The sequence below is a fragment of the Pseudomonas sivasensis genome (assembly GCF_052938085.1).
Genome location: NZ_CP176442.1, coordinates 3,692,420 through 3,718,123, shown reverse-complemented (window position 1 = coordinate 3,718,123; position 25,704 = coordinate 3,692,420). Strand labels below are relative to the sequence as shown.

General features: G+C 59.5%; 25 protein-coding genes. 12 read left to right on the top strand and 13 right to left on the bottom strand.

What is annotated here, in order from left to right:
- Positions 1–46 precede the first annotated feature (46 nt).
- The 3 genes from ACKZ62_RS17255 to ACKZ62_RS17245 all read left to right on the top strand — a co-directional run bounded on the left by ACKZ62_RS17255 (position 47) and on the right by ACKZ62_RS17245 (position 3,634).
- The gene (locus ACKZ62_RS17255; protein WP_032885788.1) at positions 47–1,069 is read left to right on the top strand and encodes an ABC transporter permease; all 1,023 of its coding nucleotides are present in this window, start codon (positions 47–49) and stop codon (positions 1,067–1,069) included.
- A 381-nt stretch (positions 1,070–1,450) separates the two neighbouring features.
- Positions 1,451–1,855, top strand: coding sequence for a TraR/DksA family transcriptional regulator (locus ACKZ62_RS17250; protein WP_010564800.1), 405 nt, complete (start codon positions 1,451–1,453; stop codon positions 1,853–1,855).
- 96 nt (positions 1,856–1,951) lie between these two features.
- Positions 1,952–3,634 carry a methyl-accepting chemotaxis protein gene (locus tag ACKZ62_RS17245; RefSeq protein WP_447095570.1) on the top strand — a complete coding sequence of 561 codons (1,683 nt, stop codon included), beginning with the start codon at positions 1,952–1,954 and terminating at the stop codon, positions 3,632–3,634.
- 57 nt (positions 3,635–3,691) lie between these two features.
- Here ACKZ62_RS17245 and ACKZ62_RS17240 read toward each other — a convergent pair whose 3' ends face one another.
- From ACKZ62_RS17240 to ACKZ62_RS17230, 3 genes are all read right to left on the bottom strand, one after another.
- On the bottom strand, positions 3,692–3,928 hold the full coding sequence (locus tag ACKZ62_RS17240; protein ID WP_032885790.1) for a DUF2789 domain-containing protein: 237 nt from the start codon (positions 3,926–3,928) through the stop codon (positions 3,692–3,694).
- 72 nt (positions 3,929–4,000) lie between these two features.
- The gene (locus ACKZ62_RS17235) at positions 4,001–4,231 is read right to left on the bottom strand and encodes a hypothetical protein (protein ID WP_032885791.1); all 231 of its coding nucleotides are present in this window, start codon (positions 4,229–4,231) and stop codon (positions 4,001–4,003) included.
- A gap of 114 nt (positions 4,232–4,345) precedes the next feature.
- Positions 4,346–4,612, bottom strand: a complete 267-nt coding sequence (locus tag ACKZ62_RS17230; RefSeq protein ID WP_163033237.1) for a hypothetical protein — start codon at positions 4,610–4,612, stop codon at positions 4,346–4,348.
- Positions 4,613–5,032: 420 nt separating this feature from the next.
- Between ACKZ62_RS17230 and ACKZ62_RS17225 the strand changes: the two genes are divergently transcribed.
- A complete protein-coding gene (locus ACKZ62_RS17225) occupies positions 5,033–5,482 on the top strand; it encodes a hypothetical protein (RefSeq protein WP_032885792.1) in 450 nt (149 codons plus the stop codon).
- A 132-nt stretch (positions 5,483–5,614) separates the two neighbouring features.
- Positions 5,615–6,616, top strand: a complete 1,002-nt coding sequence (locus ACKZ62_RS17220; RefSeq protein WP_032885793.1) for an ABC transporter substrate-binding protein — start codon at positions 5,615–5,617, stop codon at positions 6,614–6,616.
- Between the two features lie 68 nt (positions 6,617–6,684).
- Here ACKZ62_RS17220 and ACKZ62_RS17215 read toward each other — a convergent pair whose 3' ends face one another.
- Both ACKZ62_RS17215 and ACKZ62_RS17210 read right to left on the bottom strand, forming a co-directional pair.
- Positions 6,685–8,811 (bottom strand): TonB-dependent receptor, encoded by a 2,127-nt coding sequence (locus tag ACKZ62_RS17215; protein WP_032885795.1) that lies wholly within the window; start codon positions 8,809–8,811, stop codon positions 6,685–6,687.
- A gap of 95 nt (positions 8,812–8,906) precedes the next feature.
- Positions 8,907–9,296, bottom strand: coding sequence for a DUF2946 domain-containing protein (locus tag ACKZ62_RS17210; protein ID WP_095185943.1), 390 nt, complete (start codon positions 9,294–9,296; stop codon positions 8,907–8,909).
- A gap of 91 nt (positions 9,297–9,387) precedes the next feature.
- On the opposite strand from ACKZ62_RS17210, the gene ACKZ62_RS17205 reads away from it, so the two are divergent.
- The 4 genes from ACKZ62_RS17205 (at position 9,388) to ACKZ62_RS17190 (ending at position 13,581) form a co-directional block, all read left to right on the top strand.
- A complete protein-coding gene (locus tag ACKZ62_RS17205; protein ID WP_032885797.1) occupies positions 9,388–9,825 on the top strand; it encodes a DUF3995 domain-containing protein in 438 nt (145 codons plus the stop codon).
- A gap of 237 nt (positions 9,826–10,062) precedes the next feature.
- A complete protein-coding gene (locus tag ACKZ62_RS17200) occupies positions 10,063–12,564 on the top strand; it encodes a TonB-dependent siderophore receptor (protein ID WP_095185942.1) in 2,502 nt (833 codons plus the stop codon).
- Positions 12,565–12,712: 148 nt separating this feature from the next.
- Positions 12,713–13,042, top strand: coding sequence for a hypothetical protein (locus tag ACKZ62_RS17195; protein WP_032885840.1), 330 nt, complete (start codon positions 12,713–12,715; stop codon positions 13,040–13,042).
- A gap of 95 nt (positions 13,043–13,137) precedes the next feature.
- Positions 13,138–13,581, top strand: a complete 444-nt coding sequence (locus ACKZ62_RS17190) for a GNAT family N-acetyltransferase (RefSeq protein ID WP_447095569.1) — start codon at positions 13,138–13,140, stop codon at positions 13,579–13,581.
- Positions 13,582–13,885: 304 nt separating this feature from the next.
- On the opposite strand, the gene ACKZ62_RS17185 is transcribed toward ACKZ62_RS17190, so the two are convergent.
- A complete protein-coding gene (locus ACKZ62_RS17185) occupies positions 13,886–14,830 on the bottom strand; it encodes a sensor domain-containing diguanylate cyclase (protein ID WP_095185941.1) in 945 nt (314 codons plus the stop codon).
- Between the two features lie 276 nt (positions 14,831–15,106).
- Positions 15,107–15,469: an NUDIX hydrolase gene (locus ACKZ62_RS17180; RefSeq protein ID WP_032885802.1), complete on the bottom strand. Its 363-nt coding sequence runs from the start codon at positions 15,467–15,469 to the stop codon at positions 15,107–15,109.
- A gap of 126 nt (positions 15,470–15,595) precedes the next feature.
- Between ACKZ62_RS17180 and ACKZ62_RS17175 the strand changes: the two genes are divergently transcribed.
- The 3 genes from ACKZ62_RS17175 to ACKZ62_RS17165 all read left to right on the top strand — a co-directional run bounded on the left by ACKZ62_RS17175 (position 15,596) and on the right by ACKZ62_RS17165 (position 17,940).
- On the top strand, positions 15,596–16,576 hold the full coding sequence (locus tag ACKZ62_RS17175) for a Gfo/Idh/MocA family protein (RefSeq protein WP_122755931.1): 981 nt from the start codon (positions 15,596–15,598) through the stop codon (positions 16,574–16,576).
- 36 nt (positions 16,577–16,612) lie between these two features.
- Entirely contained in the window at positions 16,613–17,242 is a 630-nt protein-coding gene (locus ACKZ62_RS17170; protein ID WP_447095568.1) for a ribonuclease T2 family protein, read from the top strand.
- Between the two features lie 110 nt (positions 17,243–17,352).
- The gene (locus ACKZ62_RS17165; protein WP_032885806.1) at positions 17,353–17,940 is read left to right on the top strand and encodes a LysE family translocator; all 588 of its coding nucleotides are present in this window, start codon (positions 17,353–17,355) and stop codon (positions 17,938–17,940) included.
- Here ACKZ62_RS17165 and ACKZ62_RS17160 read toward each other — a convergent pair.
- The 6 genes from ACKZ62_RS17160 to ACKZ62_RS17135 all read right to left on the bottom strand — a co-directional run bounded on the left by ACKZ62_RS17160 (position 17,882) and on the right by ACKZ62_RS17135 (position 25,703).
- Complete coding sequence (locus ACKZ62_RS17160; RefSeq protein WP_095185938.1) at positions 17,882–18,769, bottom strand: AraC family transcriptional regulator; 888 nt, start codon at positions 18,767–18,769, stop codon at positions 17,882–17,884. The two genes, ACKZ62_RS17165 and ACKZ62_RS17160, sit on opposite strands and share 59 nt — an antisense overlap.
- A gap of 65 nt (positions 18,770–18,834) precedes the next feature.
- Positions 18,835–21,297, bottom strand: a complete 2,463-nt coding sequence (locus ACKZ62_RS17155; RefSeq protein WP_447095567.1) for a TonB-dependent siderophore receptor — start codon at positions 21,295–21,297, stop codon at positions 18,835–18,837.
- Positions 21,298–21,395: 98 nt separating this feature from the next.
- On the bottom strand, positions 21,396–22,346 hold the full coding sequence (locus ACKZ62_RS17150) for a FecR domain-containing protein (RefSeq protein WP_447095566.1): 951 nt from the start codon (positions 22,344–22,346) through the stop codon (positions 21,396–21,398).
- Positions 22,343–22,864 carry a sigma-70 family RNA polymerase sigma factor gene (locus tag ACKZ62_RS17145; protein WP_122754354.1) on the bottom strand — a complete coding sequence of 174 codons (522 nt, stop codon included), beginning with the start codon at positions 22,862–22,864 and terminating at the stop codon, positions 22,343–22,345. The genes ACKZ62_RS17150 and ACKZ62_RS17145 overlap by 4 nt, the downstream gene beginning before the upstream one ends.
- Before the next feature lie 216 nt (positions 22,865–23,080).
- Positions 23,081–24,682: an ABC transporter ATP-binding protein gene (locus tag ACKZ62_RS17140; RefSeq protein WP_032885813.1), complete on the bottom strand. Its 1,602-nt coding sequence runs from the start codon at positions 24,680–24,682 to the stop codon at positions 23,081–23,083.
- Position 24,683: 1 nt separating this feature from the next.
- The gene (locus ACKZ62_RS17135) at positions 24,684–25,703 is read right to left on the bottom strand and encodes an ABC transporter permease (RefSeq protein WP_032885814.1); all 1,020 of its coding nucleotides are present in this window, start codon (positions 25,701–25,703) and stop codon (positions 24,684–24,686) included.
- Between the last annotated feature and the right edge of the window lies 1 nt (position 25,704).

Below are 25,704 nucleotides of genomic sequence, written 5' to 3'. Positions count from 1 at the left end.
CGGGCCTGCGGTTGGTCCGCACCATAGAATAAGAAGGTGATTGGCTATGAACGCGATAACAGACAACAAGCCTGCCACGGCACCGGTCAAGAACCGGCGGCGACTGCCCACCGAGCTGAGTATCTTCCTCGTGCTGATCGGCATCGGGCTGGTGTTTGAGTTGTTCGGCTGGATCGTGCGTGACCAGAGCTTTTTGATGAACTCCCAGCGGCTGGTGCTGATGATCCTGCAAGTATCGATCATCGGCCTGCTGGCCATCGGGGTGACGCAGGTAATCATCACCACGGGGATCGACCTGTCTTCGGGCTCGGTGCTGGCGCTGTCGGCGATGATTGCCGCCAGTTTGGCTCAGACTTCTGACTTTTCCCGGGCGGTGTTCCCGTCGCTGACCGATCTGCCCGTGTGGATTCCGGTGGCGATGGGGTTGGGTGTGGGGCTGCTGGCAGGGGCGATCAACGGCAGCATCATTGCTGTCACCGGTATCCCGCCGTTTATCGCGACACTGGGCATGATGGTTTCGGCCCGTGGTCTGGCGCGTTATTACACGGAAGGCCAGCCGGTGAGCATGCTCTCGGACTCGTACACGGCTATTGGTCATGGCGCGATGCCGGTGATCATCTTCCTGGTGGTGGCGGTGATCTTCCATATTGCCCTGCGCTACACCAAGTACGGCAAGTACACCTACGCCATCGGCGGCAACATGCAGGCGGCGCGGACCTCGGGGATCAACGTCAAGCGTCACCTGATCATCGTCTACAGCATCGCCGGCCTCCTGGCAGGCCTGGCAGGTGTGGTGGCGTCGGCACGCGCCGCCACGGGTCAGGCGGGCATGGGCATGTCTTATGAGCTGGACGCGATTGCGGCAGCGGTCATCGGCGGCACCAGCCTGGCGGGCGGGGTAGGGCGTATTACCGGTACGGTGATCGGCGCGCTTATCCTTGGGGTGATGGCCAGCGGGTTTACCTTTGTGGGGGTGGATGCGTATATCCAGGACATCATCAAAGGCTTGATCATCGTGGTGGCGGTGGTGATCGACCAGTACCGCAACAAACGCAAACTCAAACGCTGACGCGGTACAAAATGTGGGAGGTGCGGTGCGACGATTCGACTGAGGGCAAGTCGAATCGTCGCACCGCACCTCCCACATTTAATCATCAACAGTCTGTTTCAACCGTTTGTCTTCTATATAGCTCCACAACACTGAATTTCTTGCTATAAACGCACTCCGATAAACATTCGCCAAGCCCGTCCTGGTGCCTTTTGGGGTTGTATCGGTAAAAATGCCTGTCTTTTCAGTTGCTGCGCCCTCAAGTCGGCCTTAGACTGCCGCCCCTCGTAAATTGAGTGCCGGGTGGCGCTTGGAATGGATGGCGCCCTTCCGAGACCTGCAGAGGTCGGCCGGAACGCTCCCTTATTCGCCTTAATGCACGTATTTTTTATAGAGAAATCAATGACAAAGGAAAAGTTGCTGGCCATGCCGGCGGATGACTACATGAATGCCGAACAGCACGCTTTTTTTGAGCAATTGCTGCAAGACATGAAAGTGGAGCACCACGAGCGCATTGAACAGAACCGTATCGCCATTGAAAGCCTGGACACTCCGGCTGACCCGGCCGACGCCGCTTCCGTTGAAGAAGAGCGCACCTGGCTGGTAAACGCCATCGACCGCGACCAGCGCATGCTGCCGCAGCTTGAGCGTGCACTGGAACGCATCAAGGAAGATTCCTTTGGCTGGTGCGATGACAGCGGTGAGCCTATCGGCCTCAAGCGCCTGTTGATCAGCCCGACCACCAAGTACTGCATCGAAGCGCAAGAGCGCCACGAGCAGATCGACAAGCATCAGCGCCAAGCCTGATGCGGTGAAGCTGGGGGCCGCCCGCGCGGTTCCCCAGAGAAAGACCCCCGTTACGCCCGTCTATTGATCTGCTGCAGCCCACCCCACTAAAGGCCCATGGATAATGGCCCGATAGTGGCGTTAAATGCAGACACAATAACGACAAGCAGTGGGGTAATGAAGATGGCTGGAGACGGAACTCTGATGGGCGCAGCAGTGCCACCCCAAGCGGTGGTGCGCGGGTTGCCCGGCTGGTTGATGCCGCTCTTGCAGAGCACTGCCCTGGTGCTGGTACTGCTGGGCCTTGCTTATGCCAGCCTGCCGCTGTACCTCTGCCTGCCACTGGCCTTGCTGGTCATCTGGTTGCCCCGCCTGAAAAGTCCCAAGCCTGTGATCGAGCAGTCTGCCGCCGTCGATGCGATAGGCGAGCTGACCCGCGACCTGTCCTATACCACCAGCCATAACGCACTGTCCGCCGCCGGAGTGGCGTATTCGGTCAAGCAGCTGGCTGCGCGCGTGCAATCGCAATTGAGCGCCGCCAAGCAGATTGTCAGCAGTGCCGAAGTGATGATCGGCACCGAAAAAGTCACTTCCCAACTGAGCCGCGAGGCTTTGGATGCTGCCAGCCAAGCCCATCAGCGCAGCACTGAAGGTCGTGAAGTTCTGGCCCAGTCGATCATCCGCATGCACCAGCTCAGCCAGCGTGCCAATGCCAGCCGCGAGTTGATCGAGGCCTTGAGCCAGCGCAGCGAAGAAATCCAGCGCGTCACCCTGGTGATCCAGTCCATCGCCAGCCAGACCAACCTGCTGGCGCTTAACGCCGCCATTGAAGCGGCGCGGGCGGGCGAGCATGGGCGCGGGTTTGCCGTGGTGGCGGACGAAGTGCGTGGCCTGGCCGGTCGTACGGCCACCGCCACCGATGAAGTTGGGTTGATGGTGGCGGATATCCAGCAGCGCACGGCTCAGGTGGTGGAGCAGATTCGCCAGCTGTCGGCGGACTTGCACACCGGTGTCGAGCAGGTGGAGCAGGCTGGCGAACAACTTCACAGCATCGCCAGCCTGGCAGCGGATGTGGAAGGGCAGGTCAATGAGATCGCCCAGGGCGCCGACACCAACCGCGCCCAACTCGACAGCCTATTCCACGCCGTTGAACAGATGCGCAGCGACCTGGATATAAGCGACCAGCAAACCCGCCAATTGGCCGACGCCGCTGTGCAAATGGAAGGGCAGGCGGAAACCATCAGCGAGCGCCTCGCCGAGGTCGGGCTCGATGACTATCACCAGCGTGTCTACGACCTGGCGCGGGAGGGGGCTGGCCGCATTGCCGAGCAGTTCGAGGCGGATGTGCAGCAAAACCGCATCAGCCTGGACGACCTGTTCGACCGCAGCTACACGCTGATCCCCAAAACCAGCCCGAGCAAGTACCACACGCGGTTCGACGGTTATACCGACCAGGTGTTGCCGGCGATTCAGGAAGCGCTGCTGCCACGTCACGAAGGGTTAGTGTTTGCGATTGCCTGCACGCCCCAAGGCTATGTGCCGACCCACAACAACGCGTTTTCCCAGGCGCTGACCGGTGATACCCAAGTCGACGCGGTGCAGAATCGCACCAAGCGCAAGTTCGACGACCGCACCGGGATTCGTTGCGGCAGCCATCAACAAGCGGTGTTGTTGCAGACCTACACCCGCGATACCGGCGAGTTGATGCACGATTTGTCGGTACCTATCATGGTCCGTGGGCGGCATTGGGGTGGCTTGCGTCTGGGCTATAAGCCGGAGGCGGCGAAGGCTGTGCGTTAGGCACGGTTACAGGTAGGGCAAGCGCCTGCGAGCCGCAGGCCGCCTGCGTCGAGTGGGTTACTGCGGTTGATGCAGGCGCTGGTTGAGCTCATCTACGGGGATGGCCCAGTCAGCGTCTTCACGCAGTTCTTCCTTCAGAAACTGAGCCTGTTGCGGCGTCCAGAACGGTGCGTCGATCAACTTCACGTCGTCACTCAGCGGGTGCGCGACAATGAAGGCGTCGATGGCTTGCGGCGACGAGTCCAGGCCCAGTTGTTCGAATAACGTTTCGAGTGTAGGTATTGGCGCGTCCATATCGGTCTCCCTGCAGGTTTCTAGATGGTTATGCATGGGAGGCTTGTGGCGCGGTAGAGTTCGATCGGATTGTCAGGAGGTCAGCGCGCCTGAATCCACCGCAGTCTTGAGCGCCTGGGCGGATTCTTTTCCAGCGATGGCGGCGGAATCCAGCGTCTTGAACCAACGGTCCTTTTCCACCTGATGCGTGGTGACAGTGGTCAACGGTGGCTTGGCGCGCATCACGATCACTGCTTGAAACTCACCGTCTACTTCCCTTGCGTCGCCGTGGATGAAAAATTCGCCAATATCAAATTCCGTCACGTATAGCCTTCCCTTCGAGGTAACCAACTGCACTGATGAAACCCGACCCGAACGGGGCCAATTTCAATGGACAGGCCAGTATGGCAGTTGTTGAGGGGTGGCGGCGCAGTAAAGTCATCCGGGTGACGAAACGATCCCCCCGAGCAGGGAGGCCTCCAGCCGCTTGGCCAGTTCACAGGCCTCGATGTGGTCGCTGCGAAAGCCTTTGATCCTGCCGCTGGTCACTTCGCGGATATGAAAGAAGTTTCTTCCGGCGGGTACTACTTGGTAAAGAACTGATTGAGGGTACCCGTTGGGACTGTGCAAGCAGTAGTATGGATGTTCGTCCTGCCATGATGAACGAGTGCTGGAAGGCATAGCGTTGTATTGGCGTCGTTGCATGGTCAGCTCCTGTCGATCGATCTTTGTTGACCCAGCAGCAGCGTTACAGGTGGTTTTAACCTGTGTTGCTGTTTTAGTATTGTCGTCGGCAGTTGGCGTCTGGTTCCACGCCGAGGCGTTTTTTGTTTGTATACGCTGTCGGAAACTGCGTTTTTAATAGTGTTATTTTCTGAAGCGGGTCGACCAGTATTCTCTGGTTATTGAACCTGTGATCTCCTGCGATTCGCGATGACCTTGCATGAGGCCCATCGTGTGCGTCTGCACTAGTCTCCTGGAGCGCAGCCGCGAGATCTTCTTCAGTTTTTTCTATGATTGTGTTGTGTGATCGAGCCGAGATGGCCGTTTTTTTGTGCTGCCCGCTCTGGCGGACAGCGCTCTTTTCGATGTGGGGGCGTTTCCTTGGCAGTCAGTAATCTGGATATGCACGCGTTGTTCGTGCTGGGTGATTTGCGCGCAAAGTTGGTCAAACAGTTTCAATCCCGTTTCGTTTACATCACTGAGCAGACGCCGGAAGGCATCTATATCGCCGAAATAGACACGGAAGCGGCGATGGTCGTAGATGACAAGCCGCGCTTGGAACTCAAGGTGGGTGACCATTTTCGTGCCGCGGTATTGCCCAGTCGCGAAGGTGGCAAGTTCGAACTCAAGTTCCGCGATATCAAGTTGACGGTGTATGGCCTGGGCGACTATGCCTTTGTGTCGACGGCCGAAGGTCACGGCATCGTCTTCAAGGAAGGCCATAGCGTGATGCTGGTGTTTGCGGCCAATGAACAACTGCAGGAAGGCCTGACCAAAACCCTCAAAGCCGTGACCGGCAAGGCCGCCAAATGGCGCAAGGGTGAGCTGGTAACGTTCAAGGCCAGCGAATAGCCAACAAATACTGCGAACATCTCCTATCTCCCGGAACCTCTACTACAGTTGAGTTGACTTAACTATTCAGAGGCTTCGCGCATAGCAGCAAAGCCGTCCGCTGTTTGCTGCGATATCGCGAGGTGCAAGGGCATGAAAGGATTGAGAACGCTGTTGGCTGCGTCGTTTACGGCCCTGAGTCTGTCTGTCTCGGCCGCGCAGGCGCCGGTACACTTTGCCGACCTGAACTGGGAAAGCGGCAGCCTGATCACCGAAATACTGCGGGTGATTGTCGAGAAGGGTTACGACCTGCCCACCGACACCTTGCCCGGTACCACTATTACGCTGGAAACCGCCCTGGCCAAGAACGACATTCAGGTCATCGGCGAAGAGTGGGCAGGGCGCAGCCCGGTGTGGGTCAAGGCCGAGGCCGAAGGCAAGGTTGTCGGCCTGGGCGATACGGTCAAAGGTGCCACCGAGGGTTGGTGGGTTCCGGAATACGTGGTCAAGGGCGATCCCGCCAAAGGCATCAAGCCTCTGGCACCGGACCTTAAAAGCGTAAAAGACCTGGCTCGTTACAAGGACGTGTTCAAAGACCCGGAATCCCCAGGCAAAGGACGCTTCCTTAACAGCCCCATCGGCTGGACCTCGGAAGTGGTCAACAAGCAGAAGCTCAAGGCCTATGGCCTTGACGACAGTTATGTGAACTTTCGCAGTGGTTCGGGGGCGGCACTGGATGCCGAAATTGCCTCGTCGATCCGCCGTGGCAAGCCGGTGCTGTTCTACTACTGGTCGCCGACGCCCTTGATGGGCCGCTATAAGTTGATCCAGCTGGAAGAACCACCGTTCGATGCGGAGGCCTGGAAAACGCTGACGGATGCGGATAATCCTGATCCGAAGCCTACGCGGTCTTTGGCGTCCAAGTTGAGCATCGGTGTGTCTACTCCGTTTCAGAAGGAACACCCGCAGATTGCGGCGTTTTTCGAGAAGGTCGAGTTTCCGATTCAGCCGCTGAACAAAGCCTTGGCGACCATGAGCGAGAACCACACACCGCCACGTGACGTGGCTCAGGCGTTTATGAAAGAACACCCTGAAGTGTGGAAGGCTTGGTTGACGGAGGATGTGGCGGGGAAAGTTGAAGCCAGCCTGAAATGATCCGTAATGTGGGAGGGAGCAAGCCGAATCGTCGCACCGCACCTCCCACATTGTGAACACGTTGCTGTTTAGAACTTGGTTTGCACCGCCACTTCAAAGGTCCTCGGCGAACCGAGGTAGTAAGCCGGCGATACATGCGCAAACTCGGCATACACCTCATTGGTCAAGTTGCGCACCCGCCCAGTCACCGACGTGTGCGCATCCACGTTGTAGCGCAGGAACGTCCCGAACAGGGTGTAGGCAGGGACGGTCATCGTGTTGGCATTATCTGCGTACACCTCGGCGACATACCGCGCATCCACGCCGCCTTGCCAGTCCTCGGCGAAATCATAAGTCATCCACACATTCCCCACGCGCTTGGGCACGTTGGTCGGCGTGTTGCCTTTACGCGAAACCACTGCGCCGCTGGCGATTTTCTCGTTGAACTCGTCGTACTCCGCATCCACCCAGGCGAAGTTGCCCTCTGCCAGAAGCTTTGGTGTGATGCGCAGCGAACTCGCCAGCTCGATGCCCTTGGACGACTGCGCGCCGACCGGGATGCTGGTGGTCGGGTCCTGTGGGTCGGTGACGGCAAAATCCTTGCGCTCAATCCTGTAGGCGGCCACGGTCGCCGAGCCACGCCCGTCCAAGTAATCAAACTTGCTGCCCACTTCCCACTGCTTGCCGGTCGAGACGTCGAACACCTGAGTGGTGGTAGTGGGCTGCTCGGCGGCGGTGCTGTATTGCACGTAGACATTGGCTGAGGGGATGAACTGGTACGTCAGGCCCACGCGGCCTGTCACCGGCTCCCAACGGCGCTTGAAGTGCCGTGGGTTAGTAGCCGTGACAACGCGGTGGTTGGTCACATCCAGATCAATGGCGTCGTAACGCAGGCCGCTGAGCAGCGAGAGTTTATCGGTTAGGCCCAGTCGGTTTTCCACGAACAGTGCTTTGGTGGTGACTTCATTAGTCTTGTCCTTACCGAACTTTTCCTGGGTTCGCGGGATGTCGTAGAAGTGCCCGGGATTGAAGTCGTTTGGATCCACCGTGCTGTTACCCGGCATATTCCAGGGCGTGCTGGTGGTGCTGTTGACCTTGTACTCAAAGCCGCCGGACCAAGTGGTCGACAGGCCGAACAGGCTGTCGTCATGGCGCAGCTCGAACTGGTTGCCGTTCTGTTCGCCTTGATGGCGCACTTGGTAGGCTGTGGACCGGTTCACCGCGCTGTTATTGGTGGTGTACTGGTAGGTCTCCAGGTTGCGGTAGTCGCGCTGGCTGTCGAGGTGGTAGAGGGTGTTTTTCAGCGTGGTGCTGTCGTTGATCCGGTAGTCGATAATCGAGCGTGCCCACAGCGTGCGCTGTTCATAACGACCGTCTGCCACGTTGTAGTTGTTGAAGCGGTTGTGTGTGTCGATCTTCAGCTCGCCGGCCTTGGGGTTGAGCACCGGTGTACCCCAATACGGGCTGTCTTCGTGTTCATCCTGATACTCCAGGGCCAGGGTGTGTGACAGGTCGGGAGTGAGGTCACTGAGCAGGGAAAACGCCAGGCTCCAGGCATCGCGCTGAGCGCGGTCGATGTAGCTGTGATTGGTATTGCGGCTGACATCCAGGCGCGCATAGTGCTGCACCTCGGCACCCGGTTCGGTCAACGCTTGGTTCACGCCAAAAGCCATGCCGGCCGTGTCGTAGCTGCCATAGGTCAGTTGGCCTTCGGCGGCTTGGTCCTCACGGGTCGCCAACTTGGTGACGTAGTTCAGTGAGCCGCCCACGGAGCCAGCGCCGTTGATCAAGGAGGAGGGGCCGCCGACCAGTTCCACCCGGTCATAGATCCAAGCATCCACGGGACGCGCCAGGCCGGTGGCTACGTTGATCCCATTGAACATTTGGGTGATCTGGCTGCTGGTAAATCCACGATAAGACACAAACCCACCGAAACCCGGCGGTGCGCTGGCGTTGACGCCGGGCAGGGTGTTGGCTGCATCGCGGAAGGTCTTGGCGCCATGACGCTCGATATCGTTGCGATTGGCTATGGCCACCGACGCCGGGGTTTCCCGCACGCTCAATCCCAAGCGCGAAGCCACGCCGCTGGACTGATCCAGGGACAGGCCAGGCTCGGCAGTTGATTCTCCATCAATGGTGGTCGGGGCCAGCTCAATGGCCCAGGCGCAGACAGGCAGGCAGCCGAACAGGCCCGCCAACAGGGGTAAATGTTTCATGGTTGAATCCTGAAAAACTTGGCTTGAAAGCAATGCACAGCCGTCCGTATCTCCTTGGACAAACGGAGGCCGGTGCAGATCGGAAAGCGAAGGGATCAGGCGAAGGCAGGGGGCGCGCGCGGGTTAGCCGCGGGCCAGGTGAAGCGAGCAGGGATGTCGGCGGCCAGCACAATGGCCGGCGGTGGCGCATGGGGTTGCGGCAACACCGCTACATTCAGGCTGGAACTGAGCGCCGGTCCCATCCCGCCGGAGGAGCACAGCGGACAACCAAACGCCTTGGACAGCGTGGGCAGGTTCTCATCGGTGGAGTTGGACGGCTGGGGCGCCTGGGTACGCGGGTCCACGGTACAGAACTGACCGCCGATGCCATTGAGCTGCATCCCCACCATCTGCCCATGACCAATACTGCAGACGAACACATTGAACAGGACGCAGCAATACAGCATCCAGGCAATGAGCGAGCGGTCGGCACGGGCGAATTTCATGGGGCGGCACTTTAGCATCAGCTGCCGACGAAATGCCTGCAAAAAATCTCTGGGCGACTATCCTGTTTCGCACCTTTAAGGAGAGCCAGCCATGAGCTTTGTCATCGCGCGGTGGATTGTCGGCATTTTTACCTGCATCAGCATGGTCCACCTGTACTGGGCGGCGGGAGGCAAACTCGGCAGCCTCGCCGCCATCCCCCAACTCCCCGGCGAATTCGCCAGCGGGCCACGCCCGGCGTTTAAACCGTCGGCATTGGGCACTTTTCTGGTGGCGATGGGGTTGGTGGCGATTGCGCTGCTCGTGTGTCTTCGGGCTGGGCTTTATTTCTCGCCAGTGTCCCATGGGGCATTGCAGTGGGGGATCAGCGCGATTGCCTTGGTGATGTTTGCCAGGGCGATTGGGGACTCGGAGTTGGTCGGGTTTTTCAAGAAAGTCAGTGGGTCGCGGTTTGCGAGTATGGACACCTGGTTTTATTCGCCTTTGTGCCTGGCGTTGGGGGTAGGGTTGTTGGTGGTGGCGTGGGGGTGATGGACGGATCGCTTTTTTCAGATCCCTGGATCATGACTGGATGAAGTACCAGTTTTGAACCAGAGGAATTCGTGGGAGCCCACCCATGTCCTGGCAGAGGGCTACACAAAAAAGCGGTCCAACTGATTGCATCAGTACACGGGGAAAACTTTCTCAAATAAAAAACGATCTCATTCCTGCCCGATTTGCGGACATGGCCGTCATGGTTAATAGAACCTCTATTACGCAGGATTTCCCATGTCGCGCCTCGCTCGTCCCGTGCATCCACTGGCTCTGTCAGTGGCGATGGCTTTTGCCGCAGTGCCGTTGCTGAATGTCCAATCCGCCTTTGCCGAAGAAAGCAGCCGCGCTGTGCGTAGCTTCCAGATCCCGGCCGGTGACTTGAGCCAGGCCCTCAATAGCCTGGCCGAGCAGGCGGGGCTGGTGTTGGCCTTTGATGCAAGCTTGACTCGGGGCAAGCGTAGCAATGGCTTGAGTGGGCAATACGACACCGATGTGGCCCTGAACCAACTGCTGGCCGGCAACGGCCTGCAAGCCTTGAAGATTTCCGCCGACCGCTACCGCCTGGAAGCTATCCCGGATAACGGCGGCGCCATGGAGTTGCAGCCCACCACCATCAGCGCTGCCTACCAGGCTGAAAGCCCCACTGGGCCGGTGTCCGGCTATGTGGCCACGCGCAGCCTGTCGGGAACCAAGACCGACACCGCGCTGATTGAAACCCCGCAGTCGATCTCCATCGTGACCCGAGACCAGATGCGTGCGCAGAACGCCGAGAGCCTCAACCAGATCCTGCGCTACAGCGCCGCCGTGGTCCCGGAAACCCGTGGCGCTACCGCCTCGCGTCTGGACCAATTGACCATCCGCGGGTTCGCTCCGGCCACCTACCTTGATGGCCTGCGGATGCCATCGAGTCGTGATGCCTTGCCGCAAAAAGACGCCTTCGACCTGGAGCGTGTTGAAGTGCTGCGTGGTCCGGCGTCGGTGCTCTACGGTCAAGGGACACCGAGCGGGGTAATTAACATGGTCACCAAGCGCCCGCTGGACACGCCGTTTCATGAAGTGGGCGTCGAATACGGCACCTTCAACAAGAAGCGCACCACCTTCGATTTGAGCGGGCCGATAGACGATCAGGGCGTGTACTCGTACCGTGTTGCCGGACTTTTCGACGATGCCGATGGTCAGGTTGAACACACCGAGACCCGCCGCCAGTCGCTGTCGACCGCGTTCACCTGGCGCCCGGACGATGCCACGTCGCTGACGCTGCTCGGGCATTTTCAAAAGGACCCCAAGGGCGCGTCCTACGGATCAGTGCCCGCCTGGGGCTCGGTATTGCACAGTCCAACCGGGCGCAGCATTGATGTGGATTTCTACGACGGTGAAAAGAGCTTTGAGAAGAGCGACCGCGAGTATTACTCCATCGGTTACGCCTTCGAACATCACTTCGATGACGTGTGGACCGTACGCCAAAACGCGCGTTACCTGCGCAGTGAAGGCCAATACCGTAGCCTCTACAGCAACTACCTGCTGACGGATTATCGGACTATCCGCCGTTCGACTATCGCCACTGATGTGGACATGGACGCTCATACCCTCGACAACCAGGTCCAGGCCAAATTCGACACGGGCCCGTTGCAGCACACCTTGCTGATGGGGCTCGATTATCAGAACACCAGCACTGACACCCTGTCCGGCTCAGGCACCTACACTGCCGGGCCAACCCTGGATATTTTCAACCCGGTCTACGGCGCAGCCGTTGCGGTACCGGCGTACACCACCGACGGCACGTCGCGTAGCGAACAGACCGGCGTCTACCTGCAAGAGCAGATGAAGTGGGATAAGTGGGTGTTGCTGCTGGGTGGTCGTTATGACTGGGCCAGCACCGAGAGCAGCACCAAAACTCTTCGCACGGGCGTCAAGAGTCAATCCTCGCTGGACAGCAAGGCCTTCACCGGTCGTGTCGGCCTGGTCTATCTCTTCGATAATGGCTTGGCGCCGTATGCCAGCTATTCGGAATCCTTCAACCCGCAGTCGGGCACCGGGTATGGCGGCTCGGTGTTCAAGCCGACCGAAGGTAAACAGTATGAAATCGGCATCAAATACCAGCCGCCGGGCAGTAACAGCTTTATCACGGCGGCGATCTTTGACCTGCGCCAGAGCAACGTACTGACGACCGATCCGGACCCTACGCACCTGTGCGGTACCGGTCGTTGCCAGAGCCAGGACGGCGAAGTGCAATCCCGTGGTTTTGAGTTGGAAGGTAAGGCCAGCCTCAATGACAACTTGGACATCACTGCGGCGTACGCGTACCTGGATAACCGCATCAGCAAGTCCAACAATACCGTGCGCTATGCACCCATCAGCGACATCGGCGTAGGCCCGGCCATCAACGCAGAGGGCACCACCACTTACGCGGTTCCGCGTCACACCGCCTCGGCGTGGGCGGACTACACCTTCCATGACGGCAACCTCAAGGGTTTTGGTGCCGGCGCCGGTGCGCGTTATGTCGGCTCTTCGTGGGGCGATACGGCTAACACCCTGAAAGTACCGGGCTACACCTTGTTCGATGCGGCGGTGCACTACGACATCAAGAACATCGTCAACCTCAAGGACAACCTGCGCCTGGCGCTGAACGCTACCAACCTGGCGAATAAAGAGTATGTCGCGTCGTGCTATTCCTACTCGTGGTGCTGGTATGGCTCGCAGCGCACGGTGCAAGCGAGTGCGACTTATCAGTGGTGACTGCCTGCAACGTTGTAATGGGTGAACGCTGTGTGGCGAGCGTACTCGCCAACAACCCGTTCACTCGATAAGGCAATTTAATGGCCCCTTTGTAACAAAATTCTCGCCAGAATCGCTTTTATTTTCAGGTGGTTAGGCGGGGATGCAAATGCGCAATGTTGGAATCATGCTGATCGCCTGCTCCCTGGCAGGGGGCGCGGCTGTCGTGCAGGCACGGGAGCTGCGCGAGGGTGACAAGTACATGTGCAGTTGGGGCGCTGGCACCGCTGCCAGGGCCCAGGAACTCAAGCTGTCGGGGGTGTCGTTGTACGCCGCTCGGCAGAAGATCCAGACCCTCAAGTTCAACAAATCCTGGATGCGCATGATGGCCATGGGCATCACCGAACAGACCTACGACAGCCGTTCACGCCTCAAGCCGGAGGCGATCCGCCAAAGCTTCTACCAGGATTGCGTACGCTACAAAGTGGCGCGTAAATAGGCCTCGGCCACCAGCACTCGGCTTACAAAACCATCCCAACCCCTGGCTTCTCATTTGTCTACAATTGCGCCTTTATCCAAGGACAGGGAGCCAGTATGCAAACCACTATCCGGGTAGCGACGCAGGACGATGTCGCCACGCTCTTCGCCATCCGTACGTCTGTGGTGCAAAACCATTTGAGCGTTGCGCAGATGGCCGACCTGGGCATTACGCCCCAAGTTCTGGCCGAGAGCATTCGTGACGCGCCCTGTGCATGGATCGCTGAGGTAGACGGTCAACCTGCAGCCTTTGCGATGGTCTACCTGGCCGAAGGCGAAGTGTTTGCGATGTTCGTACTGCCGACTCACGAGCGTCTCGGCCTCGGTCGGAAACTGATGGCTGTTGCCGAAGCCGTGTTGTTTGAACACCACACCACACTGTTTCTGATCACCGACGGGCGTGACCACATTCGTGCAAACGGTTTTTACCAACGCCTGGGCTGGTCGAAAGTAGGGCAGGTTGAGTGTGACGACGTACGCTACGAAAAAAACAGGGTGTAATCACGCGTGGACCCATCGAAGGATGCGTCGTTATTTTTATTAATAACCCTTTTTTATAAGTGGAAATATACCCGGTAGTTGCACCAAAAAGTGGCACTTGTATCCGTCACTACCCTAAAAAACATGTGGTTATTGAAGGACTTACAACACTTCCAATCCGACGAAAGGATTGAAATAGTCTTGTTACACGTTTTTACAGTCGTTACTATAGCCGGGCGTTCACCTCCCACGGTTTATGCATTTTTAAATCCCAAGTTTCCATCAGCTACTTGGGATTTTTTTTGCCCGCGATTTGACCTCCGCGTCAAACTTCACCCTCGGCAAACTCCGCGCGCATCCGTCCATTGCGTTTGGCCTGGTAGAGCAATTTGTCGACACCCTCGACAAATTCCAGCATCGGACTATCTGGTGTGACGATACGTGTACCGACGCCCAGGCTCATGGTCAGCAGGTTCGACACCGCCGAAAAACCATGCTCGATCTGCTGCTGGCAGATCAGGTGCAGGCAACGTCGTGCTACCTGTTTGGCCGACGCCGCGTCGGTTTCCGGTAGTAGCCATACAAACTCTTCACCGCCGATCCGCGCGATGAAATCCCGTGGCCGGTTGGCTGCCAGCGACAGGGTACGTGCGACCTGGCGCAAGCATTCGTCGCCCTTGATATGGCCGTAGTGATCGTTGTACTGCTTGAAAAAATCGATATCCAGGATGATCAACGACAGCGGCAACTGGCTGCGCTGGGCGCTGGCCCATTCGCGCTCAAGCACGGTGTCGAACATGCGTCGGTTGGCGATGCCGGTCAGGCCGTCCTGGTAGGAATATTCCTCAAGTTGCTTTTGCAGGCGTACCAAGTGCTCTTCGGTTTTCTTGCGTTCGCTGATATCGAACATAAAGCCGATCAGGGCTTCGACCTCGCCGTCCTTGCGCACCACGTGCACCACGTCACGAATCCACACGTAGTCGCCGTTGACGGTCAGTGCCCGGTAATCCGCCTCGTGGTCCACGCCGGCGCGGGACTGCGACACACAGAAATTCACCACGTATTCACGGTCATCCGGGTGCATGCGCTCGACCCAGTCGTCCACGCTGACCCAGCTCTGCGGGGTCCAGCCCAGCAATGTTTCGATCTGCGGGCCGATGTAGCTGAACGTCATGGTTTGCCAATCGATACGCCAGGGGATGGCTTTGGTCGACTCCAACAGCGTTCGGTACACGTCACTGTCGGGCTGGCTTGGGTGATCGATGCTCATGGGAGTGCTCGGGGATGATGGCGAATAGCCAAGAGCCTCTTTTGATCGTCGCTTGGAGTCAAGCGTAAGCCGAGGCAGCAGACGAGAGGTCGTGAAGGAGGCTTTTTGGCGCGGGTGTTTCGGCGTTTTCGCTACAAATAGACGCTGGATTTTTGAACACTGACAGTACCGTTGGTGCAGGCAGCCGCTGCCGCGTTCGTCAAATCCTTTGTCGAACGGCAGAGAGCAAATGGCTTGGTGATACGAGGGGTGTTGGCCAGCGACCAGAGCGTCGATTTACAGGCGGCGTAGAAAGGATTTGACGATGTGTTTGGTGGCGTCGGTGGTGTCCAACTGGTCGAGCGCGCCATAAGCGTGCCACTGGCAGTCGACAATCTCGTTACAGGGTCGCGCGTCCGCGATGTTCACCACTGACGCTTCGAACACATGATGCAGCGTGTCGCGGGCTTTGAGTTCCTGCAGATAGAGCAGGCCGTCCACGTTCAATCCGGTTTCTTCTTCCAGCTCGCGTTCGGCGGCGCCCACCGGGCGTTCGTCGCGTTCGACCTTGCCACCCGGCAACGCCCATTTTGATCTGGCCTTGCGCACGAAGAGGATATGCCCCTCGTGTTCGCATATGACCGTTGCCCTGATTTTCATCGTCTGTGTCCCGCAGCGGCATGAATGTCATAAAAGTGTAATGCAATTGTCATGCTAAGTGGTTATGGCGCGCAGGGATGGGTATGTGGATACTGCCCGACTGAACAAAACGCACGAGGGAAACAGATGAGCACCGTACGTTGGGGCATGATCGGCTGTGGCAGTGTCACTGAATTGAAGAGTGGGCCCGCTTTCTACAAAGCGCCAGGTTCGGCCCTGGTGGCCGTGATGGGGCGTCGCGAGGCCGCCGTGCGCGATTATGCAACACGCCATGGCATTGCCCGTTCCTATACCGACGCCCAGGCGCTGATCAACGACCCTGAGGTGGACGCGGTCTACATCGCCACACCGCCCGACAGCCACTTGGAATACAGCCTGATGGTGGCCGCGGCCGGCAAGCATTGCTGCGTCGAGAAACCCATGGCGCTGAATGCCGAGCAAAGCGCATTGATGCAACGTACCTTCGAGCGTGCCGGGCTGCATTTGTTTGTCTCCTACTACCGCCGTTCGCTGCCGCGCTTTCAGCAAGTTCGCGATTGGCTGCGGGATGGGCGCATCGGCGAGCTGCGTCAGCTTACCTGGACCCTGTGCAAACCACCGGCTGCCGAGGACGCCAGCGCCGCCAACTGGCGCACCGACCCGCTGATCGCCGGTGGTGGCTACTTTGCCGACCTGGCCAGCCACGGTTTTGACCTGTTCCAGTACCTGGCCGGGGATATCGTCGAGGTGTCCGGTTTTACCGCACGCCAGGCAGGTCGCTATGTGGCCGAGGACGCGGTTACAGCTTGCTGGACCTTCAGCTCGGGCGCGCTGGGCATGGGTTGCTGGAACTTTGTTGCCGACCGACGCGAAGACAACGTCGAGCTGATCGGCAGTAAGGGTCGCATTACGTTTGCCGTTTTCGAAGACCAACCGCTGCGCCTTGAAGGCGAGACCAACGAAGTGCTGGACGTGCCGTGCCACGCGCATATCCAGTGGCACCACGTGTTGGCCATGAACGCGCATATCCGTGGTGAAGCCGAGCATCCTTCGCTGGCCATCGAGGCATTGAAAACCGACCGGATTCTGGACAAGGTGCTACAGCGCAACCCCCATCATCCCGGCTAGATGCGATATACGTGTTTTTTCTCAAGGAATAGACGGATGAGATACTGGATGGTGTTGTGCCTTGTGTTCGCTACAGGCGCAATGGCGGCCCCAAGAAGTCAGGGTACGCCTGGAGAGTTTGATTTCTACGTGTTGTCGCTGTCATGGTCGCCGACGTTTTGCCTGACGCACCCGAATAACGAACAGTGTTCAGGTAAAGGCTACGGTTTTGTGCTTCACGGTCTGTGGCCGCAATACGCGAAGGGCGGGTGGCCGGCGTCCTGTGATTCCCAGTCACGCTTGTCTCGCGAAGAGATGGACAAGGGCGCGGCGCTGTTTCCCACGCGTTCCCTGCTCAAGCACGAATGGGCCAAGCACGGTACTTGCAGTGGGCTGGATCCAATGGCGTATCTGGAAAAGACCGATGTGGCACTGGGCGTTGTCGCCATTCCGCCGCAACTGCAACCGTTCAATACACCGCCTTCGTTGCCTGCCCGTGAAATCGAGGCGTTGTTTCGCGAGAGCAACCCGCGCATGGGCAATCATGGGTTGGCCGTGATCTGCAAAGGCAAGGTGCTGTCGGAAGTGCGCGTCTGCCTGACCAAGGAGCTGGCGTTCGCCGGCTGCCCGCGCAGTGTGAAAACCCAATGCCGGGAGGGCGATATCCGCATTCCTGCGCAGCGCTGAGGCAGCCTCGTCACGAGACTGGGGGCCAGGGTGATTTTGTTCAATACCGTTTCGGCTCGGCCTTATACCGTGGATCCCTCTTCATGCATCACCATAAAAAGGGATCCGCAATGAGCTTGATTATTTCCATGGCCGCCTTCGCCCTGGCCACCTCTATCACACCGGGACCGGTCAATGTCGTGGCCCTGAGTTCCGGCGCGCGCTTCGGTTTTGCCGCCAGCCAGAAACACGTGTTCGGCGCTGCCGTCGGTTTCACCCTGCTGTTGGTGCTGATCGGCCTGGGCCTGCATGAAGTGTTGGTGCGCTGGCCAATCCTGACCCAATTGATTCAATGGGGCGGCGTGGCCTTTTTGCTGTACATGGCCTGGAAACTGGCCGTCGATGATGGCCGCCTGGACGCCGAGGGCACCGCCACTGCGCCATCAATGCTTTACGGCGCGATTATGCAATGGCTCAACCCCAAGGCTTGGCTGGCTTGCGTGGCGGGAATGGGTCTGTTCGTGGCTGATGGCGACGCCGGTCAGGTGTGGCTGTTTGCAAGCCTCTACCTGGTGATCTGTTACCTGTCGGTGGCGTGCTGGGCCTATGCGGGCACCTTCCTGCGCCGCTACTTGAGTAACCCCCAGGGCGTGCGCGTGTTCAACCGCTCAATGGCCGCGTTGCTGGTGGCCAGTGTGGGTTATTTGCTGATGGCTTGAGCCGGTCGCGGTACTGGCCGGGCGTGGCGGCGAAGTGCTGTTTGAAGGCACGCTGGAAATGCGCTTGGTCGGCAAAGCCTGCGGCCAGGGCCACATCGGCGATCAGTTCGCCCTGGCGTAGTTGGCTGCGGGCAAACTGGATACGCTCATTGACCACAAACGCATGGGGCGTCAGCCCGTAATACTGCTTGAACGCGCGGATCAGGTACGACGGCGACAGCTCGGCCGCCTGGCAAATATCTTCCAGTTTCAACGCAAGGGTGCAGTGCGCGCGGATGAATTCGGCGGCGCGTTCCAGCTTGTGGTTCACCTCCCGCACTGGCGTAAGCGATGGGTTCAGGCGCTGCTGAACTTCACTGAAATAACTGATCAATGCACTTTGCTTTTGCAGCAGTTCGGCCTGTTCGTCCACCAATGTGCTGTACAGCGCCAACAGGCCGCTGAACAACACCGGGTCACGGGTATGGGGCGTATTGAATGGCCGGTAACCCTGTTCGGTACTGAAGCCCAGTTGGTATTGCAGGTTCGTGAGCCACGGGGTATCGAGATAGAGCATATGGTAGGACCAATGCTCGTTCTCAATAGGGTTGCAGGCATGCACGTCGCCAGGGTTCATCAATACCACCGTGCCGACGCTGATCTGGAAGGTCTCGGCGCCGTAGTGGTAATAGCTGCGTCCGGTGGTGATCGCGCCGATAGAAAAATGCTCATGGGCGTGACGGGTGTAAGTGACCTTGCGCCCGTCGGCGATGGTCCGCGCTTCTATGAACGGCAAGCGCTCGTCACGCCAGAAGCGGGGCGAGTGTGTCGCGCAAGTGTCCGGTGACATAGCGGTGGCTCCATCCCTTGGAAGAACGAGGGATGATCATTACACACGCCGCCAATGGCGTCAGCTTAGAAGTCCCACTTGGTCGCCAGCTGCAGGCTGCGCGGTTCGCCGTAGAAACCAGTGCCGAAGTTGCCGAGGCCCGTGTAGTACTTTTTGTCGAACAGGTTCTTCACGTTCAACGTGGTGCTCAGGTGCTCGTTGAAGCGGTAGCGCGCCATCAGGTCTACCAGGTAGTAGCTGTCCTGGGTGATGCGCGAGTCGTGGCCGAAGTTGACGGTATCGCTCGGATCGGGCTGGAACACGTTGCCGAAGAACGCGCTCTGCCAGTTCACGCCACCGCCCACGGTGACATTTTCCAGTGCGCCGGGCAGGCGATAGGAACTGAACAGGCGCACCACTTGCTGTGGCGTGGTGGTCTGCAGCACCGAGCTGTACACGTAGCCGTCATCGGCATCGCGGGTGTGCTGGTAGGTGTAGCCGGCGGCGATATTCCAGCCGTCCAGCACCTCGCCCGACAGTTCGGCTTCAAAGCCCTTGGTGGTCGCGCCGGCGATGGGGCGGTAAATCGAGTCGGTATCGAAGCCTGAGACATACTCGGCCACGTTGTCCTGTTCGATGCGGAACGCGGCGAAGCTGGCGTTCAAGCGACCGTCGTAGAACGCGGCCTTGAGCCCGGCTTCGTAGGTTTGGCCTTCCACTGGGTCGAGCAATTTGCGGTCAGCGTCTTTGCTGGTTTGTGGTCGGTAGATTTGGGTGTAGCTGGTGTACACCGACCAGGTGTCGTTGAGGTCATAGACGATCCCGGCGTACGGCGTGACCACGCCACTCTGGTGGTAGGTGGTGCGGTTGTCGGTCTGGGTCGGGTCGTAGAAGTCGGTGCTGTCGGTGCCGCTGAAATTGCTCACGCGGGTGCCGAGAATCACCGATAGGTCATCGGTAGGCTTCAGACGAGTGGCCAGGTAGGCACCCGTCTGGCGTTGCACGATATCGTTCTGGCCACTGCGTGGGATGTTCGGTTTGGCGTATTCACCTTGCCAGTCGAAGATGCTGCCGCCCACGCCGGGGTAGATCGAGCCGTACACCGGCACGTCCTGTTTCGAGCGTGTGGCCATGAAGCCCATGATCAACTCATGCTCGCGGCCGAACAGGCTGAACGGTCCACTGAGATTGACGTCCAGGGTGTTCTGCACCTGGTCGCCCTTGTACTTGCCCATGAACATGTACATGCCGTCGCCGGTGACCGGGTCCGGGTTGCCGCCGCTGGCGGAGGCCAGCAGGGTGTCGTGCTGGCTGCGTTTGCGGTCGAGACTGACTTTGAGCGACCAGTCATTGGCCAAGTTGTGCTGTACCGAGGCGAAGAGCGTCTGGTTTTGGAAGTCACGGCGGCTCCAGTCGGCAGCCGGGTTGAACGAGCGCGAGAAATTCGTGCGCGAGCCGTCGCTGAAGTACATCGGGAAACCGGTCCAACTGGCGCCGCGCGAGCGAGTGTTCTGCTGGTCGATGCCAAAGGTCAGCAGGGTGTCGGGCGTCAGGTCCGCTTCCAGGATGCCGTAGGCGATGTCTTTGGTGTTCTGGTAATGGTCCAGGTAGGACTGGCGGTCCTGATACACGCCGACAAAGCGCCCGCGTACATTGCCAGACTCGGTCAAAGAGCCGGAGATATCGCCTTCGGTGCGGTAGTTGTCCCAAGAGCCGAACGTCTGGGTGACCGAGGCCTTGAAGTCCTTGGTGGGCTTTTTGCGGATCAGGTTGACGGTGGCGGACGGGTCGCCGGAGCCGCTTAACAGGCCAGCCGAACCTTTGATGATTTCCAGGTGGTCGTACACCGCCATGTCGGTGCTGGTGGTGCCGTAGTCGTACACGCCGTCGTAGGTGGAGTTGACGCCGTCGTACTGGAAATTGGTGATCGGCAGGCCACGGCTGGAGAACTCCCAGCGCTCGCTGTCGTAGTTCTGCACGCTCACGCCAGGGGCGCGGCGCAGGGTATCGGCAATGCTATTGGAACCCTGATCGTCCATCTGCTGGCGGGTGATCACGGTGACCGATTGCGGGGTTTCACGCATTGATAACGGTAGACCGGTGGCCGAGGCCATCGAGCCTGTGGTGTAGGAGTGGGTGTCTTCAGTGGTAGCGCCCAAGTCCTGGCCAGAAATGGTGGTAGCGCCCAGCTCCAGGGCCCCGGTGCTGGCCGGGATCAGTTCCAGCACGTAGCCATTGTTGCCCTGGGGCAGGGCCTGCAAGCCGCTGCCTTGCAGCACGTGTTGCAAGCCACTGGCGGCGGTGTAGTTGCCCGACAGGCCAGGGCTGGTCTTGCCGGCGGCCAGGCTGTTGTGGCCGGCAATGAAAATGCCCGACTGCTCGGCAAAGCGGTTCAGCACACTGATCAGCGAACCAGCAGCGATGCGGTAGCTGCGCGTGGTCTCCTGGGTCGAAGGCGATTCGGCGGCATGCACCACCGGCACACCGAGGCAAAACAGCGAAGTGGCCAGCGCCAATGGGCGCAGCGCGAAGCGAGCAGGTTGCGACATGAATGTTTCCCTTTGGATCAAGTCGATCGGCGAATTGAAAGCGTCTACAGGGTTAACCGAACGAGTTTTGAAAAAGGGAACTGGCGGCGGGGAAAAACTTACCGTGGGCCGACGGTGACCCACCATGGCATCAGCCGATCGACCCGAACCGGCAGCGCGGCTTTCAGCAGATGCAGGGCGTGGTCACTGTCCATCAGCGGGAATGAACCCATCACCGGCAAGTGCGCCACCGCCGGGTCACAGCCCAGGTGGCCGGGGCGATAGCGGTTGAGCTCGGCCACCAACTGGCCCAGGGGCAAATTGTCGGCCAGCAGCACGCCACGGCTCCAGGCTTCACGCGCGGGGGATACCGCGGTGGTTGGGTTGAAGCCATCGCGGTTGAACGCGATTTGCTGGCCGGCGTCGATGATGCGCACCTGCTGGCTGGCGGTGCGCACGTGCACCCGGCCCTCAAAGACGTTGAGCTCAGTGTGGTCTTCGCCTTGCAACACACTGAAGTGAGTGCCCAGGGCCTGCAGGCGGCCGTGTTCGGTGTCTACCAGGAAGGGTCGGCCGGCGTCCTTGGCCGTATCAATCAGTACTTCGCCAAAGCGCAGGTGCAACAGGCGTTGCAGGGGATTGAAGCGTACATCCAGCGCGCTCAGGGCGTTGAGCCATACATGACTGCCATCGGCCAGCACGGCATCGCGGGTCTCGCCGCTGCCGGTGGCGTAGTCGGCGCTCCAGCCGCCCACCAGCCGGGGCAGGGCGGTGTTGCGCCAAGTGCCCCACGCCAGGGTTGAACCGGCACACAACACCAGCAATGTTTTGAGTGTCTGGCGCCGCGAACTGCGCAAGGCGCGGCTGGCGCTCGGGGCTTGGTCCATCAGCGGCGCGAAACGCTGGCTGACGCGCTCCACATACTGCCAGGCCGCCAGATGCTCCGGGTTCTGCGCCATCCAGGCCTGCCAGCGTTGCTGCTCCTGGGCGCTGCCTTGGTCCTGCAGGCGCACGTACCAGTGCGCGGCCTGTTCCAGGCTGGCATGGCTGAGCTTGCCGGGGGTATTCATTGCACCAGCATCCCATCCAGCTCGGCTTCGAGGATCGCGCAATGCAGCAAGGCCTGGGCCATGTATTTCTTGACCATGCGTTCGCCCACGCCCAGTTGCTCGCCAATGGCTTTGTAGGGCAGGCCATGCAGTTGGGCCAGCAGGAATGCTTCGCGAACCTTGCTCGGCAGGCGGGCGAGCATGGCGTCCACTTCGTAGAGGGTTTCGACGATGATTGCCCGCTGTTCCGGCGACGGCTGGGTACTTTCGGGACGCAGGGCGAGGCTATCGAGCCAGGCTTTTTCCAGTTGGCGACGTCGCCAATGGTCGATGCACAAACCACGGGCTATGGTGGCCAGGTAGGAGCGCTGGCGCGCGTGATCGGTCTCGGTCGGTGGGCGGCTGAGTAGGCGGATAAAGGTGTCGTGGGCCAGGTCGGCGGCATCCCAGCGGTCGTTCAGGCGTCTGCGCAACAGACCGAGCAGCCAGCCGTGGTGGGTGCCGTAGAGGTGGGTGAAGGAGGTCGACACACTAGCCATCCAGCGCGAGAGAAACGGTGTAAATAAGAATTGGTCGCGATTAAAGCAAAAGGATGGGGTGAGCGCAAATGATATTGGTTCGCTACTAGGCAGGCTTAAAGGAGTAGGGCTGAAGGTGGGAGGGGGGGCTCTCGATTGTATGGGTCAGCCACAGCTGCATCAGCTGACAATCCCTCATCGGGGGCAAGCCCCCTCCCACATTTGGTCTGCGTGCATTCAGGCAGGAACGAGGAACGCCGCTTCCAGCAACTGCCGGGTATACGCGTGCTGCGGATCAGCAAAAATCGCCCGCGCATCGCCTTGTTCCACCACCTGGCCATGCTTGACCACCATCAATTGGTGACTCAATGCCTTCACGACCGCCAGGTCATGGCTGATGAACAGGTAGGTCAGGTTGTACTTGGCCTGCAGGCTGCGCAGCAATTCCACGACCTGGCGTTGCACCGTGCGGTCCAGCGCCGAGGTAGGTTCGTCCAGCAGGATCAGGCGCGGCTTGAGCACCAACGCGCGGGCGATGGCGATGCGTTGGCGTTGCCCGCCGGAAAATTCGTGGGGGTAGCGATGGCGGGACTCCGGGTCCAGGCCCACTTCCTTGAGCGCCGCGATAATCGCCGCTTCCTGCTCGGCCGGCGTGCCCATTTTGTGAATGCGCAGACCTTCACCAACGATCTCACTGACGCTCATGCGCGGGCTCAGGCTGCCGAACGGGTCCTGGAACACCACCTGCATTTCCCGGCGCAGCGGGCGCACCTGCTGTTGCGTCAGGCGGTCAAGCTGCTGGCCTTCGAAGCGAATCCCACCTTTGCTTCCGATCAAGCGCAAAATCGCCAGGCCGAGGGTGGATTTGCCCGAACCACTTTCGCCGACGATGCCCAGGGTTTGCCCTTGGGGCAGGCTAAAGTTGATGCCATCGACCGCCTTGACGTAATCGACGGTGTTGCGCAAAAAGCCCTTCTTGATCGGGAACCACACCTTCAGGTCATCGACCTCCAGCAGCGGCGGCCCGACTACATTATTGGCCGGGCCACCGCTGGGTTCGGCCGCCAGCAATTCCTGGGTGTACGGGTGTTGAGGCGACTGGAACAGCGTCTCGCATTCGGCCTGCTCGACGATGCAACCTTTCTGCATCACACAGACGCGATGGGCAATGCGCCGCACCAGGTTCAGGTCGTGGCTGATCAGCAGCAAGGCCATGCCCAGGCGTGCCTGCAACTCCTTGAGCAGCTCCAGAATTTTTAACTGCACGGTCACGTCGAGGGCCGTGGTCGGCTCGTCGGCGATCAACAGTTCCGGCTCGTTGGCCAATGCCATGGCAATCATTACCCGCTGGCGCTGACCGCCGGACAACTCGTGAGGCAGGGCCTTTAGGCGCTTGTGCGGTTCGGGAATGCCCACCAGTTCGAGCAATTCCAGGGTGCGCTGCGTGGCAACCTTGCCGGTGAGCCCCTTGTGCAGGCCGAGCACTTCGTTGATCTGCTTCTCGATGGAGTGCAGTGGGTTCAACGAGGTCATCGGCTCCTGGAAGATCATCGCGATGCGGTTACCGCGAATGTGCCGCAGGGTCTTTTCCTTGAGGGTCAGCAGGTCTTGCCCGGCGTACTGGATGATGCCGCTCGGGTGCCGTGCCAACGGGTAGGGCAGCAGGCGCAGGATCGAGTGGGCGGTCACCGACTTGCCAGAGCCGCTTTCGCCAACCAGCGCGATGGTTTCGCCGCGTTTGATGTCGAAGCTGACGTTATTGACCACCCTGTGGTGATGCTCGCCGGTGACAAACTCGACGCTGAGGTCGCGGATTTCGATCAGATTGTCCTGATTCATCTCATTTCCTCGGGTCGAAGGCATCGCGAGCGGACTCGCCGATAAACACCAGCAAGCTCAACATGATCGCCAGCACGGCAAACGCGCTCATGCCCAGCCACGGTGCTTGCAGGTTGGATTTGCCCTGGGCTACCAGTTCACCCAGGGACGGCGAGCCGGCTGGCAGACCAAAGCCGAGGAAGTCCAGTGCGGTCAGGGTGCCGATAGCGCCAGTGAGGATGAACGGCATAAAGGTCATGGTTGAGACCATGGCGTTGGGCAGGATGTGGCGGAACATGATCGCGCCGTTCTGCATCCCCAGTGCCCGGGCTGCACGCACGTATTCAAGGTTGCGCCCACGCAGGAACTCGGCGCGCACCACATCCACCAGGCTCATCCAGGAAAACAGCAGCATGATGCCCAGCAGCCACCAGAAATTGGGCTGCACGAAGCTGGCGAGGATGATCAACAAATACAGCACCGGCAGCCCGGACCAGATTTCCAGGAAACGCTGCCCGGCCAGGTCGACCCAGCCGCCATAGAAACCCTGCAAGGCTCCGGCGATTACGCCAATGATCGAGCTTAGGATGGTCAGGGTCAGGGCAAACAGCACCGAAACCCGGAACCCGTAGATCACCCGCGCCAGTACATCGCGGCCTTGGTCATCGGTGCCCAGCAAGTTCACGGAAGAGGGCGGCGCGGGGGCCGGCACTTTCAGGTCGTAGTTGATGCTCTGATAGCTGAACGGGATCGGCGCCCACAGAGTCCAGGCGTCCTTGGCCTTGAGCAGCTCCTGGATATACGGGCTCTTGTAGTTGGCTTCCAGTGGGAATTCGCCGCCGAAGGTGGTTTCCGGGTAGCGCTTGAGCGCCGGGAAATACCAGTCGCCGTCGTAGTGCACGGCCAGCGGCTTGTCGTTGGCGATCAGCTCCGCGCCCAGGCTCAGCCCGAACAGGATCAGGAACAGCCACAGGGACCACCAGCCACGTTTGTTGGCCTTGAAACGCTCGAACCGGCGGCGATTGAGGGGGGATAGATTCATC